Raw genomic sequence first — 21,448 nt, forward strand, 5'->3', positions numbered from 1 at the left:
TTCAGAGTTTTCAGACACGCCCTAGATTCCAACTGCGTTCTCACTGTCTCGTTTCGGCCAGTTTAATTCCCTCAACACGTATGTGGACTTGATCTGGAGAAATACCCGTCATATTATTCACCGCTTCAAATATGCTGGACTGTAATTCACGGCTGACATATTGGATTTTCACCCCGTAAGGTACAACAATTCTAAGCTCGATGATTAATTTTGAGTTTGAGAATGTAACAGATACTCCTTTATGCATTTTTTTCCCACTCACGTGTTTAATCAAGCTATCTACGGCTCCTGTTGACAACAGTATGATTCCAGATTCTAACCTTGCAACTACGGAAACAATTGTTGTAATCGCCTGCTCTAAAACATTTATCTTCCCTATATCTGTATGTATAATCAATTTTTTATGTCTCCTTTAAAACAATTTAGTAGATGGTATGTACCCATTTTATCTTTAATTAGAAATTAGCGTAATGTACCTTGGGGCAGAGAGCATTGTACCTTTGGGCATATACTTCAATTGCTGAATATCTCATTACATCCCATTTCATGTCTATTTAAAATTGATACAATAGGTCTATCAACCACACAAAGGGCTTAGTTCATTTCAGAGGAACAAACGATGGGAAACATTTGGTATGGAACGTCGCTGTGAAATATCCATTTTCCTTAAGTAAATGTGGTAGACTTGGCAGTTGTTTATCCATATATTTTGATGAAGTTGCTGGTTCATTCTTGGTACATAAAAGGATGTATTTACGACGATCTCGGCATCCGAGGTTGTCCCCTGTCCAGCATTAGAATAGAAATGAGGGAAATACGTATTGTCTTAATTAGCTGATTTAAATTAGGAGTGATCTCTTGACCATCCATTTTGAGGTCAATCAAAAAAATTGAAAGGATTCCATCTGTACGAGAATTAAATAGAAAAACAATTTTAACCGCTTGTTAAAAAATTGGATGACAGGTTTCATCATGAAACCTGCCATCTTCAATTTACGTCTATCCTCTATTTATGGGTTCTGGAAAGAGATCGTGTGAATTCGTACGTGTTTGGTGCCGTTTTTCAACGATTTCCATTACCTTCTCACCCTCTACATCCAAGTTCGGCAGAAGTCGATCTAACCATTTCGGCAAGTACCACGCCGATTTACCCATAAGTATCATCACACCTGGGACAATCAATAGACGGACAACAAATGCATCAAACAATACCCCAAAGAGAAGTGCAAAACTCATTACCTTGATACTTGGATCATTCGTCATCATAAACCCTGCAAATACGGATATCATGATCAATCCTGCAGCTGTAACTACGCCCCCACTGTTCCGGATTCCCGCCAGTACGGATTGTTTGGCATCACCGTTCTTTTTGAAGTCCTCACGCATGCGGCTAACCAGAAATACCTCATAGTCCATAGCCAATCCAAACAGGATCCCAACAACCATTATCGGAAGAAAATTAAGTACAAGTGACTGTCCACTGAAGCCGAAAAGATTTTGGAAATGTCCGTCCTGGACAACGTAGGTAATAAATCCCATTGTAGCTCCAAGCGAGAGAATAAAACCGAGCACTGCTTTAATTGGAACCAAGATAGAACGAAATACCATCATTAATAGGAGAAAAGCCAAACTAACAATTATGACACAGAACTCAGGTAAGGCTTCGTTCAGTTTTTGAGAAATATCAATATTGATTGCTGTACTGCCCGTTATTTTAAGTTGCACATGGTTCTGACTTTCGATCTCAGGAATATGACTGCGAATCGTTTTTACTAGTTCTACCGTTTCCACATCAGCATGACCTGTAGCCGGTATAATGTTAATCAAAGAGACTTTTCCAGATGATCCTTTAACCGGATCGGCAACCATCCCAATGTTTGGATAGGTTTTAAGTTGTTCTACTGTTTTCGCTAAATTAACATCAGCTTCAGCACTTCCATCCGTTTTTGCAAGAATCATCAGAGGGTTATGGTAACCCACACCGTATGCTTCAGACAACAAATCGTATGCTCGTCGTTCCGTCATACTGGTTGACTTTAATCCATCATCCATAGTACCTGTTTCCATGTGTAAGAATGGTACCGATAATGTCGAGAGTAGTGCCACTCCGAGAACCACTGTGATCCAAGGTCGTCCTGTCACTAATCTCCCCCACAGATTTCCTCGGGATGTTGTCCGATTCAATCTCCCAGAGTTCTTTATCGGCTTAACCTTTATCTTGCTACCCATTGCGTCAAGGACGGCCGGTACTGTGATTATTGCAATTAAAACAGCTACAAAAATACAAAGCGCAGCAGCTAACCCCATTGCTGTAAGGAAAGGAATTCCTACGACTGCCATACCTGCAAGACCAATAATTACGGTTACACCTGCAAAAACAACTGCACTGCCTGCTGTACCGTTAGCTATTGCAATAGCTTCTCTTTTCTCAAAACCTCGCGCACGCTCTTGACGGTATCTTGAAATAATGAATAGTGCGTAATCAATACCTACTGCAAGTCCAATCATACTTGCCAATGATAAGGCAAATGAAGGTGTATCTAAGAAATTAGACCCCAGGATGATCAGCATTACGCCGGTCCCAAGACCAATGACTGCTGTTAGAATCGGGATGATTCCAGTGAGTAGGGATCCGAAAGCAGTGGAAAGTATAACAAGTGCAATTAGAATACCAATTCCTTCTGTAGCACCTCCGATCTCCATCTTCACATAACCAGATCCAGTGAGTTCCGCTTGGAGTCCGGCATTCCGTAAAGCTTCTGCGGCATGAATTACGTACTCTTTAGAAGTTTCTTTAACATCACCATCAGCCTTGTTATAAGAGATTGACGCATAAGCGATTGTGCCATCCGCGTTCAACGATTTGTTATTAAATGGGCCGGAGACTTCAGTAACAGCAGGATCTTTTGATATGCTCTGAAGTTGTGTTTCAATCAGTTGTTTTATCTTTTCAGATGATAATGTTTCGTTAGCAGGTGCTTTGAGAACCAGCTGAATTTCTTTACTGGTATCTATCATAGACGGAAACTCCTGGTACATCTGCCCCATCGTTTCAATGGACTCTAACCCGGGTATCGTAGTTTCTTCACTAAGTTTCGGTCCCATTCCCATTGCCACCATTGAGGTAATCAACATGACCATAATTGATCCGATGATTACCTTCATGCGGTTCTTGGCAGACCAAAACCCCAGTCTGTATAACATTTTTGCCATTTCAGTATCGTCTCCTCTGCTCTATATCTTAAATATAATCTTATTTTATAATTAGTTTTAGACAGCAACATCGTCCCAATGGGCATTTGAATCTGCCCTTTGGGGAATGCTATATCAAGGGAATATTCTCTTTTATGGATCTAATCTACAATATATGTACTGAATGTCATCAAATCTATACCAACGGAAAAAGCATGCAGGGTACCGACCTGCATGCTTTTTCCGTTGATCAATAATTATAGTTTCAGAATACCTCGATCTAGTGCAGTTGCTACTGCTTGTGACCGCGAATCTACCCCAAGTTTATTGTATATGTTCGTTAGATGAGCCTTGACTGTTCGTTCTCCGATATTCATGTCAAATGCTATTTCTTTGCTTTTATACCCTTTAGCCACGCATTGCAAAATGTAGTTTTCTTTATCACTCAAAAGGTTGACATCTTGTTTGACTTCTTGTTTGACTTCTTGTTGCGATTTTAATTTAGCAGCCATTACTCGCTCTAGCATCTCCTCAGATAAGAGCATTTCCCCCTGCATTGCAGAATCAATGCTTCTGAACAAGCTTTCTCTGCTTGTATCTTTTAACAAATACCCTTTGGCTCCCAAAGCCAACCCGTTAATCATCAGTTCATCCTCGTTATACGTGGTCAGGATAATAATAGGGATCGTAAGGCCTTTCTTCTTGAATTCCTTCATCGTTTCGAGTCCACTCAGAACAGGCATATTCAGATCCATTAGAATTATGTCAGGCTCAAGCTTTTCAACCTTCTCAAGCGCATCCTGTCCATTTACAGCTTCCCCTACGACTTGATATTTTTCGCTGGTCTCTAATATGAGCTTGAGTCCTTCACGAACTACAAAATGATCGTCCACCAACATAATTTTATAAGGGCTCATGTTGACCTCCTTCATTAATTGTCACCGACATCGTTATGGTTGTACCTTCTGAGCTGCTATCGATCTTGATGTGTCCACCAATCAATCTTGCTCGTTCACGGATTCCAAGTAACCCATAGTGACCAGGTTCCTTTCCGATCGCATCTGGATTAAAACCTTTTCCATTATCTGATATTTCTATCTGAAGTTGATTGTTCGAGACGATAACACTGACTTTTACTACATTGGCATTGGCATGGCGCGCAACATTCGTCAACACCTCTCTGACGATATGAAGACTATGTTCCATCACAACTCTTGATAGTAGTTGATTCAGTTGTATATTCCAGTCTACCTGAATACCCGTTGAATGTCTGAAGTGCCTTACTTCATCTTCGACAGCTTCCTTAAAATCGATATCAGGTGCTGATTTAATTCTAAGGTCATCTATTGCCCTGCGTGCTTCAGCCAGTGTTCTACGTGCTTGCTGCATGGATTGAATTATAATGTTATGAGCCTTTTCCGTATTCCCCTGCATAATGTGCGCGTTGGACGCTTCCAATTGCATAATTAAACCTGCGACTCCTTGGGCAAGAGTATCATGTAAGTCCCTAGCCATTCGCTGCCGTTCATTGGACAATGTAAGTTCTTCGACCTTTTGATGAGCCGCTTGCAGTTCATTCAAAAACTTTTGCAGCCTGACTCGCTCATGAACTTGATGAAAAAATAGTACTCCATAAGCTATTACGATAATTAGCATCATCACAAAAATCGGAATGAATACCAGCAATTCCTTTGTACCTCCGACTGTTAAGGAAGAGTCGAAAAATATGATAATACTAATCAAAGCTATAAGTATCACCCTGCTAATCCGAAAAGAAAAACCTAAACTTTGAGCAATTAATACGGGGAGCAACCCCACCAACACTGCCTGATAACTTCCGGGGAAAAGTATAGCGCACAGGTAAATTAAGATCCCTTGTATTCCAAAGTAAAACCAAAAATGTCTTTGGCTAACCCGATATGAAATCCAATGCAACGCGGCGTGGAGAACAAACAGCCCCGTAAATACCAAACTACTGATAACTCTAGGATCATCCAAAAACTGAAGTGTAACAGATCCTGCGTATACAAAGATCAACCAAATGAGAATGGGCTTTCTTGTTTCAAATAATTCATGTATAGTCTCAAGTTTATTCTTCTTATTAGTCACCATAATAACCCCAGTCCAAGTTTTATCATCTTAATCTCTTTACATATATTAGCAAAGATACACTTACTTAATGAAACAATCCAGTACCCAGTAAGCTTGCCTTCAGTTGCTCGAAGTTATCCAGGACTTGATTGTTAACATTTTCATTATAATGTACAAATTCAATGTTAGGATGGCTTCCTGTACATGCTTGATTACTCCTGCGACAAGCTCAAAACCATCATCTAAATTACAAATTTTCTTGGGTAAAGTTGCATGCAATCTAATTATAGTACTATAATCCATTCACTACATCGCCTAAATGGGTATGTTTGATTGCCCTTTTGGGCAAAACCTTAGGTTTCGTGTTAGCCATAGCTTGATGAAAAAACAGAACTATCAGATGTAGTGATCAAACATGATCTCGATTTGAAACCTGGAACATTCAATTGTAACTTATATGTATACGAAACTATAACTGTCGTTTAATAGCATTTGTAGAACATGCTACACAATAGAGTATAGAGTTGAATGGTGGGGGGCTCTAAAGAATATCCATCGCATATTCGGGCTAAAAAAGCGGATAATTTGGTGATTTGACTCTGAATTTAACATAGTCTCAATATATTGTTTGAACTATGCAACTCATATTTCATATTATAACTTTTATGATTACATCCAGAATAAAAACGAAGACCTAGTAGGTGCGATGGAAGCACAAGGTACTACACCTCAAAGATTAACAGATCTAATTGGATCATTATCAGATTTGACTTCTGGTAGTGGAGATAAAGGAACACCCATGGTCTATATCCAATGTTACTTCGATAACTATACAAAATAAGATCGGTGCAAAAAGGATGTCTCCTAATCGAGACATCCTTTTTTGCTTACCTTTATAATTATTCAACTATCGGATTCGATCTCCATGACACCATTGATACTCAACAGCAAGATTATCAAGCATCATTCTGACAATACTAGGTCGAGCCAGGATTTCGCCTCATGGTACAGAACTGGATTGTTTTCTGGCGTGTAGTAAGCCAGCACTGCCACCGCCTGCGATACGACCCATCCGCGGGCTCTTGCCCAAGTAGCGTCATCCGTAGGAAGATATTTCCGGAACGCGTCACGTGCTGCCGGCGAGTGTAACTTCCATGCGACCATGACATCGCATGCAGGATCGCCAACGCCCATTGTATCCCAATCAATCACACCGGTGATTCTTTTATTTCGCACAAGCCAGTTACGCATGTCAAGGTCGCCGTGATGCCAAACAGGTGGGCCGCTCCACTGAGGCGCGGCAAGTGCCGATTCCCATACATCAGACACCGCAGCAACATCGCCATCGAACTGTGCCAACCAGTATCGGAACCCCTCATCCCTTTGAGCCAATGGAATGCCGCGTCCCTGCGGCCCACCCGATGAATCGATTTGTTGCAGCGCTGCAACGAACTCCGCAAGATCACGAGCGGCCTGAATCGCGTCAATCTCCTCTATCGGCACCGTCTCGCCCTCAACCCATGTGTGTATATACCAAAACCACGGATATTCGCTATTCGGGTGCCCTAGAGCGACTGGTACAGGAGCTTCAAGCGGAACCAATGGAGCAAGCTTAGGCAGCCAAGTAAACTCACGACTTTCTGGTGTCGTAGGCCCTTCCCGCCGCGCGAGCCGAACTGAATATTCGTTGCCTAGCCGAAAGATGGCGTTCACTGTGCCAGCCGGCTCGATCCGTCGCAGGGATAGATCCGCCCAATGGGGAAACTGTGCAACAAGCAGACGACGAACGAGCGCTTCATCTAGTTCCTTTTCGTCGACGTGCATTTTCTTAACCATGAGTCGCTACCTCCTCGGTGTTACCATCACATATTTAACAGGGTATCAAAGAAATAATGGAATAGACAGATAATACCTAATTATAGTTAAAGTATACCGCTAATCAGCGGTATCATTGGCACGTAAACCAGCTAGTTCTACTACTTCAATCAACATTTTATAGAATATTATCATATCGCCTCTAATCTCTTTATGCCATCAGAGTCTGCGGCTTTTCGGACGCAACGCCCAGGAAGCGATGCCAAGCGCAGCATAGACAAGCGGAAGAATGATATGGAATCCGTAATCGCCGTAATCATTAGCAAACGCATGAGATAAAGCCGCACCCGTCATGAGAAAAAAGATACCGCTATAGGCCCATTCCTTAAGCCGGGGCAAACCTGGCATTATAATCGCAATGACTCCAAGCAACTTCCAAGCTCCAAGAATGTTCGTGACATATAACGGGAAACCAATATTGGTCACTAAATCAACATTTCCCCCATAGCGCATCAGCTGTCCGATCCCGCTTAATGCCATTGAGAATGCAAGAATAATGGTAACAGTCCAATAAGCGGCCTTCCGTCCAATTGAGCGGGATTCTACCTTCTTGTTTTTTTCATTTCCAATGGTCGCACTCATTTTCATCATAAACACTCCTTTTTTGATTTGGTCAAATGCCTCTTCCTATTTGATGTGTTTATCATAATCACTAATCATGTCAATTTATGATACTGTTTTAGGAAAACAATACCATCACAAAAAATCCCCCTAGAATCCATCTCTAAGGGGATAAATATATACGGTATCTTTCTCCGCTATCCGAACAATTCTCTCACCTCTCAAGCAGGCTCAATCCGTCAGCATTGCCCTCGTTCATTCGTTCGTGTGAGCGACAGCGCTGATTTCAATCAATTGCTCAGGGGACGCCAGCGCTGTCACGCCAATGAGACTGCCGGCGGTGCGGTGCTGTCCCATATATTCTTTAAACAACTGGATGCAAGGCTCGAAATGCTCCTTTACGTCTGTCAGGTAAATCTCAACAAATGCAAGGTTTGACTTCGTGACACCGAACCCCGCCAGTACGCGATCTAGATTTTCAAGCATCTACCCAGTTTGCGCCTCGATGTCTCCCGCACCGACGATTGTGTTCTGCATATCGAGGGAAAATTGACCCGAGACATAGATCGTGCCGTTAATCGAATAACCCTGGGATATGCCGCTCCCTTCCTCCCTTGCAACACCGTGATCAAACGTTTTTGCTACCCTCATTTTTATTCTCCTTTCAAAATATGGTTAGTATAAGATAATGGCAAACAATAAAGGGTCGAACGGAAAGAATATCCCCAAATCCCCCTAAGGTTGAGTACCGACTTACAGATAAAGCTAAAGCCTTACTCCCTATTCTAGAAGGATTATGTGAGTGGGGAGCGCAACACCGATCTCCCAATATAATAAAAGAAGACATATGACAATGGTCTGTCATACATCTTCATTTCAATCAGGTCAGATGAGCACCTGTCCGTTATACATGTTCCTTCTACTCCATCACCCATTGTATTTCCCTCAAACTTTCCGAATAGATGGCGAATAAAATACGTCACTATGCATATGCAGAATTCTGTCCCAGTTGCCGGGATTCGTTGTGTCTTGAGAGCGGTGTTCTAGAATGTCCTGATATAGGGTTGTTTTTTCCTCCAAATGGGCAACGTGCAGTTTCGCTTCCTCGAGCTTAGCAAGCGCCGCCTCTTTATGCTCCATCATGAGTTTGTAGCGCTGAGGAATGGTCGAATCCCCTTCGAGGCATAAATCGACGTACCTTTTAATGAGTTCAATTGGCATTCCGGATTGCTTGAGGCATTTAATGCCATGCAGCCAGTTGATCGATTCTTCATCGAACATCCGGATATTATTCTGATTGCGCTGTACGCTTGGCACCAGACCTTTATCTGTGTAAAAGCGCACGGCATGCTCGGTAAGTCCTGTTATCTGGGCGGCTTCTTTAACCGTATGCATGTGAAATCCTCCTAGAAATACAATTGTTAAAAAGACAGCTTGACTTCGTGTAACACGAAGGTTATAAGCTGATTGTAATGCAATTCGGCTATAAACGGAATCTCCGTTCTGCAGTACCGTCCCCGGGATTCGCAGCCATTTGCTGTTATTCATTTGAACAATAGGAGGAATCACAATGCAAACCGTAACGTTGAACAACGGAGTGAAAATGCCGATCATCGGCTTTGGTGTCTACCAGATTCCTGATGCCGAGGAATGCGAGCGCGCAGTATATGAAGCACTAATGAACGGTTACCGCCTGATCGACACGGCCGCCGGTTATCTGAACGAGGAAGCGGTCGGACGCGCGATTAAGCGCAGCGACGTACCGCGTGAGGAGCTGTTCATCACGACCAAACTTTGGGTTCAGGATGCCAGCTACGAGAGTGCCAAGCTGGCGTTTGCTAAATCCTTGAAGAAGCTGCAACTCGACTATCTCGATCTGTACCTTATTCATCAGCCGTTCGGCGATTACTATGGTGCTTGGCGCGCAATGGAAGAGCTGTACCGCGAAGGCAAAATTAAAGCTATCGGGGTCAGCAACTTCCTGCCCGACCGTCTGATGGACCTCATCGTGCATAATGAAATCGTGCCCGCCGTCAACCAGATTGAAACGCACCCATTCTACCAGCAGATGGAGACCACCGCTTTTATGAAAGAGCAGGGAGTTCAACACCAGTCGTGGGCGCCGTTCGCTGAAGGACGGGGCAACATGTTCGACAACAAACTGCTGACCTCAATTGCTGTTAAACATAACAAGTCCGTCGCCCAAGTCGTGTTGCGCTGGCTTGTTCAGCGCGAAGTCGTTGTCATTCCAAAATCGGTACGCAAAGAGCGGATCGTAGAAAACTTCGATATTTTCGACTTTGAGTTAAGCACGGACGACATGGAACAAATTTCGACCCTCGATACTCGGGAAAGTCTCTTCTTATCGTACCGCGACCCAGAAGTCGCCAAGATGATGGGCAACTGGAGAGTCGATCTGTAAACCTCCGCTGAAACACAATCATTAGGCGTATATCTCCATCTATTAAGAAAGTATAGGGCTGACGCCCTGTACTTTCTTGGATTATATAACGAATTAGCTCTACTACTTCAATCAACGATATAGAACATTTTCATCTCGCCTCTCGTCCATTAGAGTCTGTGGCTTTTCGGACGTAACGCCATGGAAAATCCCCCTAGAATCCATCTCTAGGGGATAATCATTTGCAGTATCTTTGTCCGCCTGCTAACAGAAAAACTTCGCCCTATCACTTACAGTAGCAGAAGCCGTCGTGATCCTGGTTCGCATGCTGCAAGACAAACCATAAAACCATATCAAAATAGAAAGCTAAACGCCCCGGGGCTATCTAACTTTTAAAGGTTAGCCCTGAGGCGTTTTTATGCGTTATTCTCTTTTAGCATCAATTGCCTTGAAGATCGATTACTTCATCCTATTATAATGCGACAGCTTTTCCGGATTCATCACGACATAAACGTTTGAAAGCTGATTCTGCAAATAATCAAAAGTAACCACTGCAAAAGTCATTTCACCTATTATTAGCCGTATTCCAGGCATACCGTTGATTTCACAAGTTACACATCGATATCCAGGCGGAAATTCGGGTGCAACGGCGACAAAAAAACGGATAATTAAGTCTGAACCCTTTATTGGCCGGAGTGCAGCTTTTACTTTGCCGCCTCCATCCTGGTATAGTACAGTTTCCGACGATAAAAGTTCAATAAGCAATTCAATATTTGCGGTCATGAGCGCCTCGGCAAATCGTTCAGCTAGTGCCGCTTTTTTCTCAATAAGTTCCGGGCTTCGTTCAGGCAAATTGCCGAGGCTCTTCTTCGCTCGGTGAAAAATTTGACGGCAATTCACCGTACTTTTGTCGACGATCTCGGCTATTTCATCAAAACGGTAATGAAACACTTCATGAAGCAGGAATACAATCCGCTCAGTCGCGGAGAGCTGCTGCAGTAATAACAAGCCAGCTGTTGAAAGGGATTCTTTCCATACGATACTCTCCATTGAATCGTACTCTTGAACATAGGTTGTATCAATGGGCTCGGGCAGCCATAAGTCCGACGTATCTTTCCCTGTCTCTACGGAGCGATCGAATATAATCAACACAGCGATTATGAACCATCTTGCACAAATAGGCTTTGGCATCGCATACTTGATGCGGCGGTTTCTCTTCCCACGAGAGGAACACATCGTGAACAATATCTTCCGCTTCAGCGATGCTTCCCATCGTATGATATGCTAATGACACAAGCAAAGGTTTCAATTCGTTATATAACGTTCCCCTGTCCAACATTCTCCCCTTAAACGAATATTGCTTGGATATGATCGCTTGCGCCGCTCGCTTGGCGCTGGCAAATGCAGCATCAGCTAATAATTCGCCATGTCCCGTCCAATCTCCCGCTACATAAAGTCCTTTTATTCCCTGAACCGAGGGGCTGGGGAATTTGCCACTTTTGTCCACCGTGATAAAATCATGTGCGACGGTCAAGTTAGGTAAAAACTGTCTGGCTATTTCCTCTTTCCGCCAGCCGGGTTGAACGAGATCCATTGCTTTTTCCAACTGCAACAGATCCGTCTCGGGGCGACTTTCATTCATTCCTAGGTGTTTGACCAGATGAATGACGACAGAGCCATCTTCACTGAGCTTTGTTACAGTGGACGGTGAGTTATAGAAGATCGGTTGATCCAGCCAAAATCCTGCAATGAAATTGGAGCCGCCATCAGGAAGTCGGCGCAGGATGAGATCAAGACACGCTGCGTGAATCGGTTTTATGTTATCTTTCCATTTTTCAAGAGATGTGCTATCCAAATTCTTGACCAGATCGTATGCTTCTTTCGGACCCGCAGCGATAACAACATTAGGAGCGTCAATAAGCTCGCCATCTTTAAGGCGGATACGTCGAACCGTTCCGTCATGTACGATTTCGACTGCTTTTTTCTGATTCATTATCGTGACGCCTGCGCGAATAGCCTGATCCCTTAAATCGTCGATTAGCCTGCCCCATCCCCCCTCGATGTAGAAGGCTTTTCCGCTAAATGTTCTTTGAAGCTGCCGTACTGCCGGACCCGCAAGATGAAGCTCTGGGTGAGGAACGAAAGAATTCGCTCGGCTCACCGAATATATCACGTGTCTAAGCATCGGATGGCGAATTTCCAGCTCTGCCCACTCCTTTAAACTGATTCGTTCGATTCGATTGGGGTCGATCTTGCCCAGATTGAGCATGAACCGGGTAAGCTCCATCTTTTCCGAAAATGAAAACAGTTTGGATGCGATCAGCTGAAATGGTTTTGTCGGCAGCGTATAAATCCGGTCATTCCACATCACACCTGCCGAGGCAGGCGGGTTAGCGCCTTTCGGCCTCACGCCCAATTCGCGCAAAATTCCCTCCGCTGCCCCGTCTTGATAAAACGCATGTACACCCAGATTGAGTGATACTCCCTTTTTGTTAACAGACTGCGCACGACCGCCAAGTTGATTTGCCTTATCCAATACAATGACCGATAGGCCTGCTCTTGCCAAATAAATCGACGCGGTTAATCCGGTAAGTCCGCCGCCGATGATGGCGACATCGTAATGTCCCATGTTAGCCACCTCACCTCATGTTATTTACGAACAAGACGTTTTCGGAGCGTAAAACGTGACACTTTAACATCTATAGAGAGAAATCAAAAAGGCACCCCCATCAGGTGCCATTCTTCTTTGGTGCATCTTTACTCGCTTAAGATTATATGTTTGAATTGATGAAACCTAAACTTAGGCATCTCGTTTACGGTAAAATACAATAGCTACTGTAATAAAAATCAGTGTCCATATCATTATAATCCCTGTCCCTTGCATTGGTGTAAGGACAGTTATTTCATCAGAGGAAGGCGGCGTATACATATAATATCCTGCCGTATCGGGAAAATAATTTTTAATACCAGGTAGAAAATCTCTCGACAATGGACTGACAATGAAATAATAACCAAGCAGTACCACTAAAGCAGGAGTGGTTCGTCTTAATAAAGCACCTATAGCTGCACTCAGCAGTGTGGTTAACGCTAGATAGCCTGTTGCACCTGCTAATGCTTCTATCGTTGTGTCTATATCAATCACTGCTGCTGTGTCTCTCATCATCATAAAAGTATATAGGACACCGGATGCAGCAATAATAAAGGCCGCGGGAACGGTTATGATTGCCAATGCCAAATGCTTCATGGATAATTGAATCCCACGCCAAGGTATCGTAGCTAACGTCGTTCGAATCTGTCCACCGGTATACTCCGAACAAGTAGCTATGATCCCAAGAATAATGAATCCTGCTTGAAGATATCCCATAGAAGCTAGCCCTATATTCAGTATACTTTGGTTCCCTGCTGCCCCTTGTAGACCAATAGAAGTAAAAGCTGCTGCTAATAGTAAATTAAGAATGATTGTACCCATAAGAGTGAGCCATATCAATGGTAATGTAACTAATTTATCCAGTTCAGCACGAATGATTTGTGTAATCTGTCTACTAGAAGGGACACTCATCCTGCAACATCCCTCCTATGGAATACAATAGCTGCAGCAATGAAAGAAACGACTACCCAGGCAGACATGACTAAGCCGCCTGTGAACGGGGTGAGAAATCTGTCGCCCAGAAACATAAACATTTCAAGGCCAGCCCGATCCGGTAAGTATAACGCTAACTTTGTAACCTTAGAAAGCAAGAAACTAAATGATACAACGGATGTATTTATGATGAGCACGGCAAGCGGAATAGTGCCATTCTTAGTTAGAACAGTAATCCCAAATGCTAAAAGAGCAGTGAATGTCCAGTAACAAACTGCACCGAGCAGTTTAGACCATTCAAATGCAGGGGTATACTGACCAAGAACAAGATGCGTGGCTGACACAGTTGTCATTATAGCAACAATACAAAGCAGTATACTGATTACTGTCACAGCGCCTGCTTTTGCCAGCAAAAAATGCAGCCTTGATGAAATAACCGTTAAACTTGTTGTAATCTGTTGTCCTCCACCAGATTCACTGCTCTCTGTCAAATACTCGCTACTGACAGCAAGCACACCAAGAATGATGACACCTTGTACACCAAGAGCTAATCCAATATAGCCAACTTCCAATAGCCGTGTGCTAATTCCAGCTATAATATCCTCTTTTTGTGCTATGCTGTCTAAGGCAGCTATGACCGCAGGGGCAAATGCTCCAATAAGAAAGGCAAGCCAAATGCCCGGCAGGGAGAACAATTTAGATAGTTCCGCGTTGAATGCTCTCATACAACATCACCTGCATGTTCAGATGTCCGGGCAAAAAAAGCTTTCTCCAGCGTGGAATGGTTACCTATTACTTCATCCAATGTTCCATCTGCAACGATTGTTCCATGCTTAATAATGACCACATCATCAACCGTCTCTGCAAGCTCTCCTATTAGATGACTGGATAGTAACACCGTGTTACCTGACTCAGCACGTTCACGTAAAAATGTCCGGATCCAACGAATTCCTTCGGGGTCGAGCCCATTTACGGGTTCATCTAGAACCAATATTGGGGGATTACCCAGTAGTGCAGCCGCCATTCCAAGTCTTCTCCCCATACCAAGCGAATAATTCCCAACTCTTTTGTCAGCTGCATTACTAAGACCTACGATTTCCAGAACTTCCTCAACACGTGAACGAGGCAATCCTGCGGCACGAGCAATCCAACGTAAATGGGCCCTTCCTGTTCGCCTGCGATGAGCTCCAGATCCATCCAGTGCGGCACCTACTGTTGCTAGAGGATTATGTAATTCTGCGAATGGCTTGCCATTAATGAGTGCACTCCCTGAGGTGGCACGATCTAATCCAAGCAGGATGCGTAGTGTAGAACTTTTCCCAGCCCCATTCGGACCTAAAAAACCAGTCACTCTACCAGGTCTTGCTTTAAAACTGATACCTGATAAGATTTGTTGAGTTCCGCGATATTTGACTAAGTTATTAATGGTAAGCAACCATAACACTTCCTTTCTGTTATGGTTCCAATTATATAGAAGCAAAGTTACATCACAGATATCATGTGGTTTAATTCTGGATTACCTTTAGGTTAAGCCCTAGCAATAGCTACTCTTGTGCCATTTTCATTTGATGTAAAGTTCGCTTTCAGATTCATTTTTTTCAACATATAATGACAAGTCGATAAACCAATCCCCGCCCCACGCTCATAGGAAGAGTGATCCAAACCGGGACCTCTGTCTGCAACAATGATCTGTTCTTTTTCTACATCAACTACAATGTTTGCATATTTCCCCTCTGCTGCATGGCGAAGAATATTCTGAAATAAATTATCCAAAACCCGTGTTATCCAATTAGGATCTGCTTGCCAATAAAAAGTCTCCTCTGCCGGTAAATCAACATCGAGCTGAATTTCTTTTTCTTCAAACACAGGATACCACGCAGCAACAGATGCTCTTACTAAACGTACAATATCTGTTGAAACGGGCCCAAAAGGATGTTTCCCTGATGTAAGCAATGTATAGGACAGTAAATCATCCATTAGATCTCCGACTCTTGTAATCGTATGGTTGATCTCTGTTAACGAGTGTTGTCCTTCTAAACTCATGGACTCTTTATTTAAACGGGTGACATGTCCTCTCAAAATGGTAAGTGGCGTTCGTAAGTCGTGTGATAAATTCGCAATGAGTCGATGTCGTAATAACTCTTCTTCAAATGCTCGCTTGCGACTGTCTTCAAGCTGCTGAATCATCCAATTAAAAGACATTCCTAACTGGTCTATCTCATCCATACGATCCGATTGAACAGATATGGGTTTAGGAAATGAATTATTTTTAGCTGAAAATGACATGGCTTCCTGTAAGCGGGCGAGACGTTTTTGAAGTTTCAAGAAGAACAGCCAAGATAAAATAACAAATGCGACAATAATAAACCCAAACAATAGCACGGTAACGTAAAACAGATTTAACGTATTCAGATTTTTTCCATTGTTATCTGAAATCCCAAAAAACGCGCTGACGAAAACAAGCACAATGGGAGGTAAAAAGATAAATAGAAAATGCACTTTTAGAAAACGACGAAATAATGACCTAGTCTGCTTCATAGTTTCACCCGATAGCCTATTCCCTTCAACGTTTCAATAATCTCTGGGGAATCCGGATGACGTTCCAGCTTTTGACGCAGTCGATGGATATGCACCATTAATGTTTTATCACCTGTTATATAAGCTTCTTCCCAAATAGCTTCATAAATTTGTTCTTTTGGTAAAACTTGATTAGGGTGGCGTAAGAAGTACATTAAGATTTGATGCTGTTTCCCTGTTAATATAATTTCTTCTCCTGTGCGTTTGTCAAATATCATTTGACCTTCTGGATCTACTTCAATCTGATTTCCTAATGAAATGCGTTCGGATTTTGTTCCACCATTACGACGGAATAATACTTCTAATCTTGCAACTAATTCATCCGTATGGAATGGTTTCGTTAAGTAGTCATCAGCAAATTGTAAACCATCTACTTTATCATCTATCGATGTTCGAGCAGTTAACAGCAAAATAGGAATAGCAGGAGCTGCCTTCTTTAATCGTCTTCCCACAGTAAATCCGTCTAAACCGGGTAACATGATATCCAAAATAACGATTTCATGCTGATTCACTTCTCTTTCGGCTCCTTCACCAGTTAGCAGCCACTGAACTGAAAACCCTCGCTGTTCCAATTCTTCTTTTACCCAACTGCCAATTTTCTCATTGTCTTCAATGTAGAGTACGTTTCTTTTCAAGTAACATCCCTCTCTCTAAATGGAGTCCACTATTAGACAGATTAACACAATATAAAAATTAGTTTCCAATTAATACAATTTTATCGTTCGTAAATAGAGTTTTATATAAAAGAGGCTGGTCTAACTGATTGGCTCTTTCTGTTCCTAAATAAATTAATCATGAATACCTCCTAACACTGAGAAACCAATATACACCGAAAGCAAATAAACTCCCTCCTACTTCGCTTCAGGATATTCCCCTTCTCAAGAAATAAACCGTCTTCCAGCTCATTCGAAAAAAGGTAACTAAACAACAAACAAATAATATCAGGTTTCGCTGCATGCTGCCCGTTAGCTTAATGAAATTGTATGAAAATCTAATTAGATACTTATCTAATTGGTAATCGGTACAAGTTCTTGTCCTCTTCTCGGGACAAGAACTTGTACCGATAAAACAAAAAAGCCGCTAAATTAGCGACATTCTATGGGACATGATCTTGTCCCTCGACAGATGTCCCCCATTTGGTAAAAAAGAGACAGCTTTTATGCTGTCTCCGATATTCAACTAACGTACCTGGTGTTAGCCGGAGGAAGTTCTGGAAGCAGCCATTGCATTTAAGGTGTTCTCAAAATAGCTATATACTTCATCTGCAATTCCCAGAAACTCTTCAACAAGTACATTATTACCATCCAAGTAACAAGCATACAGATAATCAACTAAAGCGGAGTCAATCTCACAATAGTTTAATATGGCATTCTTCATCTTAATAATGTCATCTTGCCATACACCTGTATCTTCTAAAACCAAAGAGTATAATGCACGAATTAATCTCTTAGAGTAACCTTTAATATATCTAGTTTTCATTGTGTTATCACTAGCATTAGAAAGTAAACGATATATACGATCTACTTCCTCCTTGGTCTCTGTATTTAAGTCTAAAATGAACGCTGGAGAAATAATTATCGGTGGTACTTTTTCACCAACGTCATCACCATATATGCAAACACAAATTATCTTAACCCAAAAACCCCACTCATTTGGTTTACTTAATACATCGTCAATCGAGCAAATTGTCGTATCAATCTTAGTTAATACTGGATATTCTTTTAAAAGCCTGTCTTTAATATTTGACAATCTTTCGTAATCAATATCTTTGGGATTTACACATACAATAGTAAAGTCTGCATCTGACTTAAAAGGTTTAGCCGTTCCTTTTGGAATCGAGCCACACATATAAATGCTATGAATCTTACCTTTAAATTCGGTAAGTATATTATCTATATACTTATCAACAAAATCCTTATATTCACTTTGTATTACAATTCTATTTATAACTTTTTCTAATATCATTTAGACTCCTCCTAAACTAAGAACTTCTTTCGACTGAGGTCTTATCTACGAACTTCGTAAATAACTTCATTTGTAGAGTATTCGCGAAATCAATAAACTCCCCTGCCTGTTAGCTTAATAAATTTAATTAATAGTTCAATACTTATCTAATCGGTAATCGGTACAAGTTCTTGTCCTCGACTCGGTACAAGAACTTGTACCGATAAAACAAAAAAGCCGCTAAATTAGCGACTTTCTATGGGGCCGAGTTCTTGTCCCTCGACACAAATTGCTCCATCTATTGCCTCTTACATTCTCATATACTTTTCGTATGTATACTAGATATTTATAGTATTTTAATGGTATTTCATTTGCTCGCCTACATGAAAAGAAATAGACCGCCCGCACTAAGGTAACGGTCTTATTTCTCGTACTAACTTCTGTGGCCGACTGCTCTTTATGCAGTTATTCTGCTTAGGAGTCGTGTTCCAGCACGACGCTTTACTTATCCGTTTTTCTTCATTCGGTATTGCCCGGGCGTCATGCCTTTCTGCTTGCGGAATAGCCGGATAAAATACGAGGGATGATAACCGACCGACTCGGCGATCTCGTTCACTTTGAGATCGGTCGTGCACAGCAGCTCACAGCCCCGTTCAAGACGAAGTTCCATGACATAATCGACGAAGTTTTTCCCGTGGGCTTGCTTGAATGAGCGGCTGAGCGTATAAGAACTGACGCCAAAACGTTCCGCACAGCTCTCCAGAGAGAAATCTGCCGTATAATCACGTTCGATCTCCTCCTTGACTCTTTCGGCGAGACGATCAGTATACAGCCGATCGCTACCATCGATCTCGCGGCCATAAGGTTCCAATACCTGTGTACGCATAAAGGCGGCCATTGCTTTGGGCTGGCGTATAGTGGCAAGACGTTCATACAGACCCATAAAGTCGACGTGCTCGGATGGAGCACCGTTCTCCATCATCGTGTGGAGCAGACTGCCGAGCAGATGCAAAGTCAGATTACGCATTTCTGGCTTCGAGGCCGCTCGGCGTGCCAGCTCATCGATAAATTCATCCGTCAGCCGGGCCGCTTCCTCGATTTGGCCAAGCTTGACACTGCGGAGAAGCTCACGTTCGAGCTCGAATGGATAAGTGCTCTGCTCATCAAGATCCGGCATCCATTCATCCAGATGCAGAACCCGACAATCTTCGTCATGCTGAATATGACGCAGCGCAGCTCGCAGAGAATGAAGCAGCTCCGGCACTTCCAGAATTCCGGAAGCACTGCCTGTGCACACTAGGGTCTGCAGCCGCAGCACAGAGCGTATCGTACCTGCCAACTCTCCCGCCAGCGCTTTCCCCAGTACGTTCAACCGCTGTACATCGCCCTCTTCATTTGCAGTATCACCTTGGATCTTATCGGCTGAACTTTGCAAATCGTACGTATGTTCTCGATCCGTCTCGGCTGTCACGCCGCTTTCACCCATGGAATAAGGAATCAGCACGGCAGCGGTCGAATCCTGAAAATTTACAACGATTGCACGTTTTGTACGCTGCTCCACAAATTCACGGGCTACGTTGGCGGCAGCGAACGTCATCAGAAGTTCATCTTCTTCGCGGAACTTCGATTCCGGCGGCGATAGCACGCCGACCTGCAGCAAGAAAACTAACATCCGCTCGTCGGGATGGATCGACCATCCGAATCTTTCCATTCGCGACAGCAGTTCTCGCTCGCTCAATGTCTGATAATGTCCCTGCATCAGCTGCATCAAAAAGGCCGATCTCAATTCGGGATACGTGTGTTCGAGCCGGGCTTCGGCTTCTCTTTTGGCATCGGATAGACCGCGCCAACTCGTCTCGATATAGTCCAGCTCGTCGTAGGGATGCATATTGTTCTCTATTCCGGTACCGTCAGGTCCGTTTTTGGAACGCTGGCTTATGCTGATTTTCCGCAGCAGTCCGCTCAGGCCTTTTTCTTGTTCAGGTGTTTCTGCCGTCCCGACGGCCCTGTCCCCTGAAGGCTGACCGAGCGCCGGTGAAAACTGGCTGTTAAGGATTTGTACCAATCGACCTATCGGCCGGTGCAATCGATGCGAAGCCAACCAGGCGATCAGCAGCGCCAGCAGCATACCGGCAAAACTCACGGCGAGCAGCGAACGCGAGAGCAGCACGACAGGACGAGTTAGCGTTTCTAAAGGCGACACCGTCACATAAGTCCATTCGACCCCCGGACGATGTAATTGGCTATGGGAAACGGAGTAGGTTTTGCCCTGCCATTTGAACAGATAAGAGTCCGGTGTGTCCGAGACCTGAGTTCGAAGCTCCTCACGCAGCGCGGATTCGAAAGTCGGGGTTCGCATCGGATCATCCGACGGCACATCCGACATGCGGATTATGGGTGGTCCGGAACTTGCATATAGAAACGAAGCGCCTTTATCATCGAACGATACCTGGCGCATCCGTTCTTCAATTTTATCTCTGTCCATGTTCAATAGAAGAGCTCCATAAGGATCTCCGTAAGCAGGCAGCTTCCGGACTAATACAACCTCTCCGTTCTCGGAAGCCGTCCACCGAAAATTATCCAGCCAATACAAAGCGGACGGGGCATCAACAATACTCTGAAACCGCTTACTATCTTCTGCGATCGAGATTTTCCTTAACCCTTCCGTATCCGACAGCAAAAGCGGTTCGTTACGAGCAAGCAGCAGCTTTGCGTCTTTCAGCTCCGGATAAGACGCTTTCATCAGTCCCAGAAAGCGATACAGCTCCTGGGTTCTCTGGTATTCCATACGAAGATTTGCTCTTCTAAGATCACCGTCAAGTCTCGGATCTAGCGCCCAACGGGCCGCAGACTGTTCCACCTGCACGAACAGTTCGTCCATGCTTTCTGCCGAGCGTTTAACGAGTGCCCGGTGGCTGCTCATCACCTCGCGTTCGATGTGCTGCGTACCGAGCACATAAGACGAGAAGCCGATAACCGCTGTTGGAATACTCGACATGCACAGTGCCAGGATCAGGCTGTAACGATAAAAGCGTCCTCTTCCTTCCCGGCTTCGACTCGTCCACCGAAAATTTAGCCAGCTTCGAACATCAGTCACTCCTGCTCCCCCTTTTCTCTATACACTATTAACAGTCTACATACTACATCATTTTATAAGAAAGGGAACATATACAATAGAGCCCCCGCTTCCGGAGACTCCCCTGTTTACATGCACCTTTTTCGGAACA

Annotated in this window: 17 protein-coding genes and 4 pseudogenes; 3 read left to right on the plus strand and 18 right to left on the minus strand. The window is 43.5% G+C overall.

Annotation, left to right across the window (positions count from 1 at the left end; translation table 11 throughout):
• Positions 1-40: 40 nt before the first annotated feature.
• From BJP58_RS03035 to BJP58_RS03050, 5 genes and pseudogenes are all read right to left on the minus strand, one after another.
• Positions 41-397 (minus strand): Asp23/Gls24 family envelope stress response protein, encoded by a 357-nt coding sequence (locus BJP58_RS03035; RefSeq protein ID WP_194542738.1) that lies wholly within the window; start codon positions 395-397, stop codon positions 41-43.
• Positions 398-632: 235 nt separating this feature from the next.
• Positions 633-920, minus strand: a pseudogene (locus BJP58_RS33480) (sulfatase-like hydrolase/transferase); the annotation flags it as partial.
• Positions 921-999: 79 nt separating this feature from the next.
• On the minus strand, positions 1,000-3,213 hold the full coding sequence (locus tag BJP58_RS03040; RefSeq protein WP_194542739.1) for an MMPL family transporter: 2,214 nt from the start codon (positions 3,211-3,213) through the stop codon (positions 1,000-1,002).
• 236 nt (positions 3,214-3,449) lie between these two features.
• The gene (locus BJP58_RS03045) at positions 3,450-4,109 is read right to left on the minus strand and encodes a response regulator (protein WP_194542740.1); all 660 of its coding nucleotides are present in this window, start codon (positions 4,107-4,109) and stop codon (positions 3,450-3,452) included.
• Positions 4,096-5,304, minus strand: a complete 1,209-nt coding sequence (locus BJP58_RS03050; protein WP_194542741.1) for a sensor histidine kinase — start codon at positions 5,302-5,304, stop codon at positions 4,096-4,098. Before BJP58_RS03050 ends, BJP58_RS03045 begins: the two co-directional genes overlap by 14 nt.
• Positions 5,305-5,890: 586 nt before the next feature.
• Here BJP58_RS03050 and BJP58_RS03055 point away from each other — a divergent pair.
• A pseudogene (locus tag BJP58_RS03055) lies at positions 5,891-6,124 on the plus strand (coenzyme F420-0:L-glutamate ligase); the annotation flags it as partial.
• Between the two features lie 122 nt (positions 6,125-6,246).
• Here the strand turns inward: BJP58_RS03055 and BJP58_RS03060 are convergent.
• The 3 genes and pseudogenes from BJP58_RS03060 to BJP58_RS03070 all read right to left on the minus strand — a co-directional run bounded on the left by BJP58_RS03060 (position 6,247) and on the right by BJP58_RS03070 (position 8,370).
• Positions 6,247-7,107 carry an aminoglycoside phosphotransferase family protein gene (locus BJP58_RS03060; RefSeq protein WP_233354935.1) on the minus strand — a complete coding sequence of 287 codons (861 nt, stop codon included), beginning with the start codon at positions 7,105-7,107 and terminating at the stop codon, positions 6,247-6,249.
• Positions 7,108-7,317: 210 nt separating this feature from the next.
• On the minus strand, positions 7,318-7,740 hold the full coding sequence (locus BJP58_RS03065) for a DoxX family protein (protein ID WP_259445689.1): 423 nt from the start codon (positions 7,738-7,740) through the stop codon (positions 7,318-7,320).
• A 234-nt stretch (positions 7,741-7,974) separates the two neighbouring features.
• A pseudogene (locus BJP58_RS03070) lies at positions 7,975-8,370 on the minus strand (RidA family protein).
• A gap of 54 nt (positions 8,371-8,424) precedes the next feature.
• Here BJP58_RS03070 and BJP58_RS03075 point away from each other — a divergent pair.
• Positions 8,425-8,570, plus strand: a pseudogene (locus BJP58_RS03075) (winged helix-turn-helix transcriptional regulator); the annotation flags it as partial.
• A gap of 94 nt (positions 8,571-8,664) precedes the next feature.
• Here the strand turns inward: BJP58_RS03075 and BJP58_RS03080 are convergent.
• Positions 8,665-9,114 (minus strand): MerR family transcriptional regulator, encoded by a 450-nt coding sequence (locus tag BJP58_RS03080; protein WP_194542743.1) that lies wholly within the window; start codon positions 9,112-9,114, stop codon positions 8,665-8,667.
• Positions 9,115-9,289: 175 nt separating this feature from the next.
• Between BJP58_RS03080 and BJP58_RS03085 the strand changes: the two genes are divergently transcribed.
• Positions 9,290-10,141, plus strand: a complete 852-nt coding sequence (locus BJP58_RS03085) for an aldo/keto reductase (RefSeq protein ID WP_194542744.1) — start codon at positions 9,290-9,292, stop codon at positions 10,139-10,141.
• A gap of 438 nt (positions 10,142-10,579) precedes the next feature.
• Here BJP58_RS03085 and BJP58_RS03090 read toward each other — a convergent pair whose 3' ends face one another.
• The 9 genes from BJP58_RS03090 to BJP58_RS03130 all read right to left on the minus strand — a co-directional run bounded on the left by BJP58_RS03090 (position 10,580) and on the right by BJP58_RS03130 (position 21,318).
• Positions 10,580-11,170 carry a sigma factor-like helix-turn-helix DNA-binding protein gene (locus tag BJP58_RS03090; protein WP_194542745.1) on the minus strand — a complete coding sequence of 197 codons (591 nt, stop codon included), beginning with the start codon at positions 11,168-11,170 and terminating at the stop codon, positions 10,580-10,582.
• Between the two features lie 28 nt (positions 11,171-11,198).
• Complete coding sequence (locus tag BJP58_RS03095; RefSeq protein WP_194542746.1) at positions 11,199-12,749, minus strand: FAD-dependent oxidoreductase; 1,551 nt, start codon at positions 12,747-12,749, stop codon at positions 11,199-11,201.
• Between the two features lie 171 nt (positions 12,750-12,920).
• Positions 12,921-13,679 carry an ABC transporter permease gene (locus tag BJP58_RS03100; RefSeq protein WP_194542747.1) on the minus strand — a complete coding sequence of 253 codons (759 nt, stop codon included), beginning with the start codon at positions 13,677-13,679 and terminating at the stop codon, positions 12,921-12,923.
• Positions 13,676-14,425 carry an ABC transporter permease gene (locus BJP58_RS03105; RefSeq protein WP_194542748.1) on the minus strand — a complete coding sequence of 250 codons (750 nt, stop codon included), beginning with the start codon at positions 14,423-14,425 and terminating at the stop codon, positions 13,676-13,678. The genes BJP58_RS03100 and BJP58_RS03105 overlap by 4 nt, the downstream gene beginning before the upstream one ends.
• Entirely contained in the window at positions 14,422-15,135 is a 714-nt protein-coding gene (locus tag BJP58_RS03110) for an ABC transporter ATP-binding protein (protein ID WP_194542749.1), read from the minus strand. The genes BJP58_RS03105 and BJP58_RS03110 overlap by 4 nt, the downstream gene beginning before the upstream one ends.
• Positions 15,136-15,227: 92 nt before the next feature.
• Complete coding sequence (locus BJP58_RS03115) at positions 15,228-16,238, minus strand: HAMP domain-containing sensor histidine kinase (RefSeq protein ID WP_194542750.1); 1,011 nt, start codon at positions 16,236-16,238, stop codon at positions 15,228-15,230.
• Positions 16,235-16,912, minus strand: coding sequence for a response regulator transcription factor (locus tag BJP58_RS03120; RefSeq protein ID WP_194542751.1), 678 nt, complete (start codon positions 16,910-16,912; stop codon positions 16,235-16,237). The genes BJP58_RS03115 and BJP58_RS03120 overlap by 4 nt, the downstream gene beginning before the upstream one ends.
• A 559-nt stretch (positions 16,913-17,471) precedes the next feature.
• Positions 17,472-18,242 carry a nucleotidyltransferase domain-containing protein gene (locus BJP58_RS03125; RefSeq protein WP_194542752.1) on the minus strand — a complete coding sequence of 257 codons (771 nt, stop codon included), beginning with the start codon at positions 18,240-18,242 and terminating at the stop codon, positions 17,472-17,474.
• Positions 18,243-18,726: 484 nt separating this feature from the next.
• On the minus strand, positions 18,727-21,318 hold the full coding sequence (locus BJP58_RS03130; RefSeq protein ID WP_194542753.1) for a helix-turn-helix transcriptional regulator: 2,592 nt from the start codon (positions 21,316-21,318) through the stop codon (positions 18,727-18,729).
• Positions 21,319-21,448: the final 130 nt, after the last annotated feature.

The organism is Paenibacillus sp. JZ16, from assembly GCF_015326965.1.
Taxonomy (GTDB): domain Bacteria; phylum Bacillota; class Bacilli; order Paenibacillales; family Paenibacillaceae; genus Paenibacillus_AQ.